Genomic DNA, 12,137 nt, shown 5'->3' on the forward strand with positions numbered 1-12,137 from the left:
CGCGGCCGGCACGTCGAGCACGAGCCTCGAGCGCGTGCTCGCGAATCCGGTCGGCACGCTCGGGCTCGGCCTGGCCCTGCCGTTCATTCAGTGGAACACGATGCAGTTGCAGATCAAGGTGTCGAAGACGCAGTACGAGGAGGCCGTCGTCGGGTTCCGTCAGAAGCTCTACACGGCACTCGCGGAAGTCGAGAACGCGCTGTCGGCACGCGTCCAGCTCGAACGCGAGGCCGAACAGCGCGCGCTGTCGCTCGAACAGGCGCAGCGCGCCGAACGGCTCGCCGCCGCGCAGTTCGCGGCCGGCGCGACCGCCGTGCAACCGTGGCTCGACCAGCAGCAGCGGCTGCGCGATGCGCAAAGCGCCGACGAACAGACGCGGCTGGACCGGCTCAACAACCAGATGACGCTGTACCGCGCGCTCGGCGGCGGGATGTCCTGACCGGCCCGCGCACCGGGCCGGCCGCCCCTGCCCCGCCGGCCACGGGCGGCGTCATTCGCACACGGCCGCCCCGCGCCGCGCCGGCGCGAACGCCACCGCGCTCGCCGTCGCGAGCACGGCCACGCCGGCCGCGCCGTACACCATCACCCAGCCGAACCCGTGCACGAGCGCCGCATGCAACGCCGCGCCGGTCGGGTCGGCCTGTGCGAGCGCCGGTGCGATCTCGTGCAGCCCGTCGGTTCGCCCGGAAGCAATCTCCTGCGCGAGCCGGCGCAGCGCCCCGTCGCCGATCGTGCCCGCGACACCGCCCTTCAGGCTCGCGACGATCCCCGCGACCAGCACGAAGCCCATGGCCGCGATATTCAGTGCGAGCGAGATCATCCGCGCGCTCATGTCGATGCCCGACGCCATCCCCGCCCGCGCGCTCGGCACCGCACCCGTCGTCGTATTGGTCACCGGCGTGTTCGTGAGCCCGAGCCCGATGCCGGCGATCACGCAGCCGGGCAGCATCGTCATCCAGCTTGCGTGGTCGGCCGCGCTGCCGATCCGCATCAGCACAAAACCGGCGGCAATCGTGAACAAGCCGCCCGGGATCACGACGCCCGGCCCGTAGCGCAGCGCGAGCCGTTCGCCGAACGGCGGCGCGACCAGCGTCGGCAGCGTGTACGCGAGCAACGCGAGGCCGGCCGTCACGCTGTCGTAGCCGAGCGCGACCTGGAACCAGATCGGCAGGTAGATCATGAACGGCCAGAAGCTGAAGTTCATCCCCATCGAGCCGAAGATCGCGCCGGTGAACGCGCGGATCCGGAACACCGAGAAGTCGAACATCGGCCGCGCGCTCGCGCGTTCCGCGAGGAAGAAGCCGGCCACCGCCAGCACGGTCGCGCCGAGCACGCCGAGGCCGGCGGCGCTCGTCAGCCCGAGTTCCGCGCTTTGCGTGATGTAGAAGGCCAGGCCGAGCACCGCGAGCGACAGCGTGACGATGCCCGCCACGTCGAGGCTGCCCGCGTGCGGATCGCGCGACTCCTGCACCGCGCCGCCGATCAGCGCGAGCGCGACGGCCGCGAGCGGTGCATGAACGAGGAACACCCACGGCCAGTTCGCCAGCGCGACGATCGCGCCGCCGACGATCGGCCCGAAACCGAGCCCGATGCCGAACACGATCCCCCAGATCCCGAATGCGCGGCCGCGCTCGCGGCCCTCGCGGAACTGGTGCGACAGCACCGCAATCTGGCAGATCAGCATCGCGCCGCCGCTGGCGCCCTGCAGCAGCCGGCCCGCGACGAGCACCGGCACGTTCGGCGCGAGCCCGCACAGCAGCGACGTCGCGCCGAACAGCACGGTGCCAATCACGTACACGCGCTTGCGGCCGAAACGGTCGGCGAGCGTGCCGGCCGCCATCAGCACGGTCGTACACGCGATCGTGTACGCGTTCATGATCCACTGCATGCCGTTGAAATCGCCATGCAGCACGTGTTCGAGCGTCGGCAGGATCACCGGCACGCTCGAGATTTCGAGGCCGAACATCAGCGACGTGAGACAGACGGCCGCGAGCGCGACCGCATTCCTGCGGGAGTCGGATAGCGTCATGCGTATTGCGCGGCGGCCCGGCAACGGGCCGCGCGCCTCCAGATGAGAAGGATGGGTCGCGCGCGGCCGGCAACGCACGCTGAACCGGAATCGGTACTATAGTGAGAATTTCCATCCCCATTGACGCAGGCATTTCTCCAGACTGGGGAACCACAGGACTCAATCACCCCTCCCTCCGATGACCGACAGACTCGACGGCGTGACGACCTTCGTCCAGGTAGTGGAATCGGGCAGCTTCGCGCTCGCGGCGGAGCGGCTCGACATGACGCGCTCTGCCGTCGGCAAGGCGGTCGCGCGGCTCGAGAAGCGGCTCGGTGCGCGGCTGCTGCAGCGCACGACGCGCAGCCAGAGCCTGACCGACGACGGCCAGGCGTACTACGACCGCTGCGTGCGCGCGCTGGCGGAACTGGAAGCGGCGGAGGCCGACCTCGACTGCGGCCGTAACGAGCCGCGCGGCAAGCTGCGCCTGAGCGTGCCGCTCGCGTTCGGGCACCACTGCGTGACGCCCGTCGTGCTCGATCTCGCACGCACCTACCCGGATCTGCGGATCGACGTGTCGATCACCGACCGTTTCGTCGATCTCGTCGAGGAAGGCATCGACCTCGCGGTGCGGATCGGCACGCTCGCGGACAGCACGAGCCTCGCGGTGCGGCGGCTCGGCACGCAATACGGGAGCCTCGGCGCGGCGCCGTCGTATCTCGCGCGCCACGGGATGCCGAAGACGCTCGACGACCTGAAGCATCATCGAACGATCGCGTATTCCCGCTCGGGGGTCGTTCAACCGTGGGACTTGCGCGCGCCGGACGGCTCGACGGTCCGTATCGACATGCCGCACCAGCTCAGTTTCGACGACGTGCAGGCGATCGCGGCGGCCGGCGCATCGGGGTTCGGGATCGCCTGGCTGCCCAGCTGGCTGCTCGATCACTACGTGAAGCGCGGCGAGATGACGGTCGTGCTCGACCGCTGCTTCGTCTGCGAAGGCGACATCCACGCGATCTGGCCGAAGACGCGCTACCTGCCGCGCAAGACGCGCTGCGTGATCGACGCGTTCGCTCAGGCGATTCCGCCGATGATCGAGCGGTGAGATGCAACGCGCGCCGCGCGGCAGCGTGTGCCCGCGCGGCGCGCCGGCTACGCGCTCACGCCGCGCCGAGATCGGCGAGCGGATGCGCGAACAGCTTCCACGGCGACGTGAGGAAATGCCGCACGCGTTCGGCGCGCAGTTCGACGAGCGACGCGGGCGCCCAGCGTGGCTTGCGATCCTTGTCGACGAGATGCGCGCGCACGCCTTCGCAGAAGTCGCCTTCCTCGATCGCGCGCGCGACGATGCCGAGCTCCATCCGGAACGATTCGGCGAGCGTCATCTGGCGGCCGCGCAGCAGCGCCTCGCGCGTCACGTACAGCATCGTCGGCGAATGGCCCGTGAGCGCATCGAGCGTCGCCTGCAGCCATTGACGGTGCTCGCGCGACAGTTCCTCGCGCGCGAGATCCTGCGTCAGCGTCGCGACGATCCGCTCGACGGTCGAGCGCTTGTCGAAGTGACGCACGATCCACGGCATCTGCCCGTCGAGCGCCGCATGCGGCACGACGTTGCACGGCGGCTCGAACACCTTGCGCAGCAGCGGCAGCGCATCGCCTTCCCACTTGACGCTTTCGATGCGCGTCTCGAACGTGTCGAGCCACGCGGACGGCACGCACAGATCCGCGAGCTTCGCGGTCAGCGCGTCGGCACCCGACAGCATCGCGCCGGTCAGCCCCACGTACAGTTCGAGTTCCGCCGGCATGCGCGACAGGAAATGCGTCGCGCCGACATCGGGCACGAGGCCGATGCGCGTTTCCGGCATCGCGATCTTGCTGCGCTCGGTCGCGACGCGCAACGCGGCGCCCTGCGCAAGGCCCATCCCGCCGCCCATCGTCACGCCGTCCATCAGCGCGACCACCGGCTTCGGGAACGTATGGATCGCGTAGTCGAGCCGGTATTCGTCGACGAAGAACGGCAGCCAGGTCTCGCGCTGCGCGACCATCCTGTATAGCGCGCGCACGTCGCCGCCCGCGCAGAAGCCCTTCTCGCCCGCTCCGCGCAACACGACCGCGACGATCTGGTCGTCGTGGCGGCAGCGTTCGAGCAGCGCGGCCAGCTCGCCGATCATCGCGTACGACAGCGCGTTCAACGCGGCCGGCCGGTTCAGCGTGATCAGCGCCACGCGATTCACCACGCGGAACAGCACCTCGGGGGCATGCTCCGCGAACGCGTCGTGATTCGTGACCGGCGTGCTCATCGTTGCCCCTCCCCGTCGGCGTGCCACTGCGGCGCGCGCTTGCCGAGGAACGCGGCCACGCCTTCGCGCGGATCGCTGGTATCGAACAGGTCGACGAAGCGTTCGCGCTCGACCGCGAGCGCCGCGCCGCGCGGCACGCCGCGGCGCGCGAGGCCGATCAGCTCCTTGCTGTACGCGACCGCGTGCGGGCTTTGCCGCGCGACGTTGCGCGCCAGCGCCAGCGCCGCATCGCGCGACGCGCCCGACTCCACGACATCCTCGACGAGGCCGATGCGCAGCGCGGTGGCCGCGTCGACACGCGCGCCGGTCAGGATGATCTTCTTCGCCCAGCCTTCACCGACGAGCCAGGGCAGCGTCTGCGTGCCGAGCCCGCACGGCAGCAGGCCGACCGACGGCTCGGGCAACGCCATCTGCGCATGGGTCTCGGCGATCCGCAGGTCGCACGCAAGCGCGCATTCGAGGCCGCCGCCCATCGCGTAGCCGTTGATCGCCGCGATCGTCACGACACGCGCGTCGTGCAGCGCCTCGAACGCCGCGCCGAAACGCGACGCCATCGCGCGCGCGACCGCGCGGTCGCCTTCGGCGAAGGTGTTGAGATCGGCACCCGCGCTGAAGAATTTCGGGCCGTCGCCCGTGATCACCAGCGCGCGCACGCGCGGGTTCGCATTCAGTTCGGCGACGGTGTCCTGCAGTTGCCGCAGCCCGTCGGCGGTAAAGGCGTTCGCGGGCGGACGCTTGAGCGTCGCGCACGCGATCGCGCCGTCGTCGACGTAGTCCAGTTCGATCATGACGCGTCCTTCTTGCTGGCCGGTTGGTACAGGCGGATCACCGCCGAGAAATCGAGCTGGCCGTCGCCACGGCTGCTCATCGTCTGGTACAGCTGCTGCGCGAGCGCGCCGAGATAGACGGGTTGGCGCGCCTGCTTCGCGGCATCGTTCGCGAGGCCGAGATCCTTCAGCATCAGGTCGGTGCCGAAGCCGCCCGAGTAGCCGCGCGACGACGGCGCGGTCTCGATCACGCCCGGATACGGGTTGTAGGTGTCCGAGCTCCAGCAGCGGCCCGTCGACGTGTTGACGATGCCGGCCAGCACCTTCGGGTCGATGCCGAGCGCGACGCCGAGCGACATCGCCTCGGACACCGCCGCCATCGAGATGCCGAGCACGAGGTTGTTGCAGACCTTCGCGACCTGCCCCATGCCCGTCGCACCGCAATGGACGATGTTCTTGCCCATGCCCGCGAGCACGGGCTTCACGCGCTCGAAATCCGCGTCGCTGCCGCCGACCATGAAGGTCAGCGTGCCGGCCGCCGCGCCGCCGGTGCCGCCCGACACGGGCGCATCGACGAACGCGCCGCCGTGCTCGCGCACGAGCGCGCCGAACGCCTGTGCGCTCGCCGGGTCGATCGTGCTCGAATCGATCACGGTCGCGCCCGCGCCGAGGCCGGCGAGCACGCCATTCTCGCCGGACAGCACCGAGCGCACGTGCGGCGCGGCCGGCAGCATCGTGATGACGAACGTCGCGCCCGAGGCGGCATCGCGCGGCGACGCGGCCACTTGCGCGCCGGCATCCTGCAGTGCGCGCAAGGCGTCGGCGCTCAGGTCGAACGCGTGCACTTCGTGGCCGGCTTTCAGCAGGTTCAGCGCCATCGGCGCGCCCATGTGGCCGAGGCCGATAAAACCGATTTTCATGTTGTCCTCCACGGCTCAGTGGAGCCGGATCGTCGTATTCACCGGGCCGGCCGTCGTGTCGTCGTCGAACCAGCGTGCGGTGACCGTCTTGGTCTGCGTGTAGAACTGCACGACCTGCTTGCCGTACGGGCCGAGATCGCCGAGCTTCGAGCCGCGCGAACCCGTGAAGCTGAAGAACGGCACGGGCACCGGGATCGGGATGTTGATGCCGACCTGGCCGATGTCGATCTCGCTCTGGAACTTGCGCGCGGCCGCACCGCTTTGCGTGAACAGGCCCACGCCGTTGCCGAACGGGTTCGCGTTGACGAGCGCGATCGCGTCGTCGAGCGTGTCGGCTTCGAGCACGACGAGCACCGGGCCGAAAATTTCGTGCGTGTAGATCGACATGTCGGTCTTCACGCCCGAGAAGATCGTCGGGCCGATGAAGTTGCCGCTTTCGTAGCCGGCCACCTTCACGTCGCGGCCGTCGAGTTCGAGCTTCGCGCCTTCGCTCACGCCCGCTTCGATCAGCGACAGGATGCGCGCCTTCGCGGCCTTCGACACGACCGGGCCGACGTCGGTGCCGGCTTCCGCGCCCGCATTCACCTTCAACAGCTTCGCCTTCGCGACGAGATCGGGCAGCCAGTCGCGCGCTTCGCCAACCAGCACCGCGACCGACGTCGCCATGCAGCGCTGCCCCGCCGCGCCGAAACCGGCGCCGACGAGCGCATTGATCGTCTGCTCGCGGTTCGCGTCGGGCAGCACGACCGCATGGTTCTTCGCGCCCATCATCGACTGCACGCGCTTGCCGTGTGCGCTGCCGAGGTTGTACACGTGCGTGCCGACGGCGGTCGAGCCGACGAACGAGATCGCCTTCACGAGCGGATGCGTGCAGATCGCGTCGACGACTTCCTTGCCGCCGTGCACGACGTTCAGTACCCCTTTCGGTACGCCGGCCTCGATCGCGAGCTCGACGAGCTCCATCGTCGACATCGGGTCCTGCTCGGACGGCTTCAGCACGAACGTGTTGCCGCAGACGATCGCCATCGGGAACATCCACAGCGGAATCATCGCGGGGAAGTTGAACGGCGTGATGCCCGCGCACACGCCGAGCGGCTGGCGCAGCGTGTAGGTATCGACGCCGCCCGCGACGTTCTCCGCGAATTCGCCGAGCTGCAGCGAGCCGATCGAGCACGCGTGCTCGACCACTTCGAGGCCGCGGAAGATGTCGCCTTCGGCATCGGGGATCGTCTTGCCCTGCTCGGCCGTCAGCGTCTTCGCGATGCGCTGCTGGTTCGTGCGCACCAGATCCTGGAACTTCAGCATGATGCGCATGCGCGCGGCGATCGGCGTGTTCTTCCACGTCGCATACGCGGCGTGCGCGGCCTGCACGGCCGCGTCGACTTCCTCGACGGTCGCGAACGGCACGCGCGCGAGCACCTGCTGCGTCGCCGGGTTGACGATGTCGCGCCACTCGCTCGTGGCGGACTCGACGAAAGCGCCGTCGATCAGCAGCTTGACCGTCGGCACGTCTTGCCCCGTCCGGGGCGTCGGATTCGCGTTCATCGATCCCTTCTCCTTGCAGAGGGCCGCGAAGCGCGATATCGCCGCGCGGCCGGTTCAGTTCGGCTGCGGGCGGCGGCCGCGGAATGCGGCGCGCGGCCCGCGGTCACGTCATTTCAATTCGGCAGCAAAATCTTCTTCCCAGTATTCGCCGGGCATGCGCGCGGTCGCGTCGTCGCCGCGCTCGATCTCGCGGCGGCGCAGCTCGACGCGGCGGATCTTCCCCGAGATCGTCTTCGGCAGCTCCGCGAACTGCAGGCGGCGGATGCGCTTGTACGGCGCGAGCTTCTCGCGCGAGAAACGGAAGATCTCCAGTGCGAGCGCGGGGCTTTCCTCGTAGCCCTGCCGCAGCGTGATGAAGGTCTTCGGCACCGACAGCCGCACAGGGTCGGGGCTCGGCACGACGGCCGCCTCGGCGATCGCCGGATGCTCGATCAGCACGCTTTCCAGTTCGAACGGGCTCAGCCGGTAGTCGGACGACTTGAACACGTCGTCCGCGCGGCCGATGTAGACGTAATAACCGTCGTCGCCGCGCATCGCGATGTCCGACGTGCGGTAGTGGCCGTCGCGCATCGCGTAGGCGGTTGCATCGGGGTTGTTCGCATAGCCTTTCATCAGGCCCACCGGGCGCGTGACGTCGGCGCCGATCGGGAGCGCAACCTCGCCTTCGGTCACGGGCGCGCCGTCCGGGTCGAGCAGCGTAATGCGGTAGCCGGGCAGCGGCCGGCCCATCGAGCCCGCGACCACCGGCTGGCCCGGCGAGTTGCCGATCAGGCAGGTCGTCTCGGTCTGGCCGTAGCCGTCGCGAATCGCGATGCCCCACGCCTTCTTCACGCGCTCGATGATCTCGGGATTCAGCGGCTCGCCCGCGCCGACGATCTCGCGCAGCTTCACGTCGAACGACGCGAGCGGCTGCTGCACGAGCATGCGCCACACGGTCGGCGGCGCGCACAGCGTCGTCACCTGGTATTTGACGAGCGCATCGAGCACCACCTTCGGCTCGAAGCGCGCGTAGTTGAATGCGAACACGCAGGCCTGCGCGTTCCACGGCGCGAAGAAGCAGCTCCACGCGTGTTTCGCCCAGCCCGGCGAGCTGATGTTCCAGTGGATGTCGCCCGGCTGCAGGCCGACCCAGTACATCGTCGACAGGTGCCCGACCGGATAGGTGCGGTGCGTATGCTCGACGAGTTTCGGCTTCGACGTCGTGCCCGACGTGAAGTACAGCAGCATCGGATCGTTCGCGTGCGTGACGGCGTCCGGCTCGAATTCGGCGCTCGCCGCATAGCCGTCGTTCATCGCGAGCCAGCCCGCGCGCGGCGCGCCCGCGACGATCTTCTGCGCGAGGCCGAGGTCGGGCTGGTCGAATTTCGCGGTTTCGTTCTCGTCGACGATCGCGTATTTCGCGCCGCCGATCTGCACGCGGTCGCGCACGTCGTCGGGCGACAGTTGCGTGGTGGCGGGCAGGACGATCGCGCCCAGCTTCATCGCGGCGAGCATCGCGTCCCACAGCTCGACACGGTTCGGCAGCATCAGCAGGATGCGGTCGCCGCGCACGACGCCGATCGAGCGCAGCCAGTTCGCGATCCGCGACGAACGCTCGGACATCTGCGCGAACGAATACGGATCGCCCGTGCCGGTGGCCGCGTCGACGATCCACAGTGCGGGCTGGTCGTTGCCGCGCGCCATCGGGTCGAAGTAGTCGAGCGCCCAGTTGAACGCGTCGAGCACCGGCCATTCGAAATCGCGGTACGCGGTTTCGTAGTCGGTGCGATGGCGCAGCAGAAAGTCGCGTGCGTTCAGGAATGCCTGTACCGTCATCGTTTTGTCTCCTGTCGACGAGAGTTAGCGCTTTAGCGCTTACTCTCGTCCCATGCCTCGTGCGGTCGACGAGCGTCAGCGCTTCAACGCTTCCTCTCGTCCCATGCCTCGCGGTGAACCGGCAGCATGACTGCAGCGCATGCCCGGTCTCCTCTGTCGCGGTGCACGGTCACGTCGTTGCGTGCCGCGTTCACCGCACTGCCCTCGTGCCCTGCGCGATGCTTCTTTTCGACCCGGATGTCGCGGCTCAAAGCTGCCGCGCGATCACCATCCGCTGCACTTCGCTGGTGCCTTCGTAAATCTGCGTGATGCGCGCGTCGCGATAGTGGCGCTCGACTTCGTAATCGACGAGGTAGCCGTAGCCGCCGTGGATCTGGATCGCGTCCGAACACACGCGCTCGGCCATCTCCGACGCGAACAGCTTCGCCTGCGACGCTTCGGACAGGCACGGCAAGCCGGCCGTGCGCAGCTTCGCCGCGTGATGCACGAGCAGGCGCGCGGCGTTGATCTGCACGGCCATGTCGGCGAGCTTCTGCTGGATCGCCTGATGCTCGGCGATCGGCTTGCCGAACTGCACGCGCTCGCCCGCATAACGACGCGCCTTGTCGAACGCGGCACGCGCGATGCCGAGCGCCTGCGCGGCGATGCCGATGCGGCCGCCCTCGAGATTCGACAGCGCGATCTTCAGCCCTTCGCCGCGGTTGCCGAGCAGGTTCTCTTCCGGAATCGCGCAGTTCTCGAACGTGATCGGGCACGTATCCGATGCACGGATGCCCATCTTCTTCTCGGGCTTGCCGACGATGAAGCCCGGCGTGTCGGTCGGCACCAGGAACGCGGAGATGCCGCGCTTGCCGGCTTCCGGGTCGGTCATGGCAAAAACGATCGCCACCCCGGCGCGCTGGCCGTTGGTCACGAACTGCTTCGCGCCGTTCAGCACCCATTTGCCGTCGCGCAGTTCCGCACGCGTGCGCAGGTTGTTCGCCTCGGAGCCGGCCTGCGGCTCGGTCAGGCAGAATGCGCCGATCACGCGGCCCGCCGCCATGTCGGCCAGCCAGCGATCCTTCTGCGCGGGCGTGCCGAAACCGAGGATCGGCCCGCAGCCGACCGAGTTGTGCACGCTCATCATCGTCGCGCACGCGGCGTCGCCGGCGGCGACTTCTTCCATTGCCAGCGCGTAGGCCACGTAGTCCGTATACGAGCCGCCCAGCTCCTGCGGCACGATCATCCCGAGCAGGCCGAGTTCGCCGAGCTGCGCGACGATGGCGTCGGGCAGGTGCGCATCGTGGTCCCACTGCGCCGCGTTCGGCGCCAGCATCTCGGTGGCAAAGGCGCGTGCGGCGTCGCGGATCATCCGCTGGTCTTCGGTGTAAAGCTCGTCCATGGTGCTGCTGTCTCCCGCGGCCGCCGGGCGCGACCGTCCTTGCGTTTCGATGCAACAAGTGTAGGCAAGCACGCGCGACTGTTCGATGCTCGCGCCGCTCATTTACACTGAGCGTTTTTGCCACACCGGCGGCACGGATGAAGCAGGAAGACAAGGGAACCGTCGCGATCAGCCTCGTCGCTTACAGCGTCGCGCTCGCGACCCGGCGCGGCGTCGCGGCCGAACCGCTGCTCGCGCAGGCCGGCATCGCCCCGGCGCTGCTCGGACAGCCGCGCGCACGCGTGTCCGCGCAACAATACGGCGCACTGTGGAACGCGATCGCGCGCACGCTCGACGACGAGTTTTTCGGGCAGGATCGCCACCCGATGCGCAGCGGCAGTTTCATCGCGATGAGCCAGGCGGCGCTGACCGCGCGCGACGGCCTGCACGCGATGGCGCGCGCGGTGAATTTCATGCACTGCGTGCTCGACGACCTGCACGCCGAGCTCGACGCGAACCCGCAGCGCGTGCGGCTGCGCTTCGTGCACCGCAACAACGGCGCGACGCCGGCGATGTTCACGTATGCGACCTATTTCATCATCGTCTACGGGCTGACCTGCTGGCTGATCGGGCGGCGCATCCCGCTCCTGCATGCGAGCTTCCGCTGCGACACGCCGCCCGCCGACCATGAATACCCGGCGATGTTCTGCGACGACATGCGTTTCAACGAACCCGATTCGTATGTCGATTTCGATCCCGAATTCGCGACGCTGCCGGTCGTGCAGAACGCGAAAACGCTGAAGACGTTCCTGCGCAACGCGCCGGCGAGCTTCATCGTCAAGTACCGCAACCCGAACGCGCTCGCGCAGCGCGTGCGCGCGGTGCTGCGCGGGATGCCGCCCGCCGCGTGGCCGGGCGCGGGCGGGATGGCCGCGCGGCTGCACGTGGCCGAGGCCACGCTGCGCCGCAAGCTGCACCAGGAAGGCCACGCGTACCAGTCGATCAAGGACACGCTGCGGCGCGACCTCGCGTTCGAGGCGCTGGCCGATCCCGCGCGCACGATCGCCGACGTCGCGGCTGCAACCGGTTTCGCGGAACCGAGCGCGTTCTACCGCGCGTTCCGCAAATGGAGCGGGCGCAGCCCGGCGGACTATCGGGACGAAGTGCTTGCGCGCGGCGGCGGCGCGAGCTGAGGCTGGGCGGCACGGCGCTCGCTTCGCGCTTTCCTCCGAAACCGCCTAATCTTTAAGCATCGGGCCCACGCCCTTTCCGCAAGCCGGATGGCGCACGGCCACGCGCCGCCCGGACGCCCCGATGCACTTTCACCGTCACGGGCCGTCGCCGGTGCCTGCCACGCCCGGCGGCCACCCTCGTCACCCGCTGTCCGCGCGGGTCGCGCGCGCCGCGCTGTTCGCGGCGCTG

At 69.0% G+C, this 12,137-nt stretch carries 10 protein-coding genes; 3 read left to right on the top strand and 7 right to left on the bottom strand.

The features are described 5' to 3' along the window. Positions 1–439 (top strand): TolC family protein (locus tag L810_RS29710; RefSeq protein WP_042976711.1); only part of this gene is annotated, 439 nt, incomplete at its 5' end. Positions 440–490: 51 nt separating this feature from the next. Here the strand turns inward: L810_RS29710 and L810_RS29715 are convergent. Then, a complete protein-coding gene (locus L810_RS29715; protein WP_042976713.1) occupies positions 491–2,029 on the bottom strand; it encodes an MFS transporter in 1,539 nt (512 codons plus the stop codon). Between the two features lie 178 nt (positions 2,030–2,207). Between L810_RS29715 and L810_RS29720 the strand changes: the two genes are divergently transcribed. Then, on the top strand, positions 2,208–3,113 hold the full coding sequence (locus L810_RS29720; RefSeq protein WP_027789611.1) for a LysR family transcriptional regulator: 906 nt from the start codon (positions 2,208–2,210) through the stop codon (positions 3,111–3,113). Positions 3,114–3,168: 55 nt separating this feature from the next. On the opposite strand, the gene L810_RS29725 is transcribed toward L810_RS29720, so the two are convergent. From L810_RS29725 to L810_RS29750, 6 genes are all read right to left on the bottom strand, one after another. Then, positions 3,169–4,308, bottom strand: a complete 1,140-nt coding sequence (locus tag L810_RS29725; protein WP_042976715.1) for an enoyl-CoA hydratase/isomerase family protein — start codon at positions 4,306–4,308, stop codon at positions 3,169–3,171. Next, positions 4,305–5,096: an enoyl-CoA hydratase gene (locus L810_RS29730; protein WP_021161953.1), complete on the bottom strand. Its 792-nt coding sequence runs from the start codon at positions 5,094–5,096 to the stop codon at positions 4,305–4,307. The genes L810_RS29725 and L810_RS29730 overlap by 4 nt, the downstream gene beginning before the upstream one ends. Then, positions 5,093–5,995 carry a 3-hydroxyisobutyrate dehydrogenase gene (gene mmsB, locus L810_RS29735; protein WP_027789614.1) on the bottom strand — a complete coding sequence of 301 codons (903 nt, stop codon included), beginning with the start codon at positions 5,993–5,995 and terminating at the stop codon, positions 5,093–5,095. Before mmsB ends, L810_RS29730 begins: the two co-directional genes overlap by 4 nt. A gap of 15 nt (positions 5,996–6,010) precedes the next feature. Then, positions 6,011–7,540 (bottom strand): CoA-acylating methylmalonate-semialdehyde dehydrogenase, encoded by a 1,530-nt coding sequence (locus L810_RS29740; protein WP_021161955.1) that lies wholly within the window; start codon positions 7,538–7,540, stop codon positions 6,011–6,013. Between the two features lie 108 nt (positions 7,541–7,648). After that, positions 7,649–9,355 (bottom strand): AMP-binding protein, encoded by a 1,707-nt coding sequence (locus tag L810_RS29745; RefSeq protein ID WP_021161956.1) that lies wholly within the window; start codon positions 9,353–9,355, stop codon positions 7,649–7,651. A 247-nt stretch (positions 9,356–9,602) separates the two neighbouring features. Beyond that, positions 9,603–10,736 (bottom strand): acyl-CoA dehydrogenase family protein, encoded by a 1,134-nt coding sequence (locus L810_RS29750; RefSeq protein WP_027789617.1) that lies wholly within the window; start codon positions 10,734–10,736, stop codon positions 9,603–9,605. Between the two features lie 137 nt (positions 10,737–10,873). Here L810_RS29750 and L810_RS29755 point away from each other — a divergent pair, with 137 nt between their 5' ends. Further along, positions 10,874–11,908 (top strand): AraC family transcriptional regulator, encoded by a 1,035-nt coding sequence (locus L810_RS29755; RefSeq protein WP_021161959.1) that lies wholly within the window; start codon positions 10,874–10,876, stop codon positions 11,906–11,908. Positions 11,909–12,137 lie beyond the last annotated feature (229 nt).

Source organism: Burkholderia sp. AU4i (genome assembly GCF_000466765.1).
Taxonomy (GTDB): Bacteria; Pseudomonadota; Gammaproteobacteria; order Burkholderiales; family Burkholderiaceae; genus Burkholderia; species Burkholderia cepacia.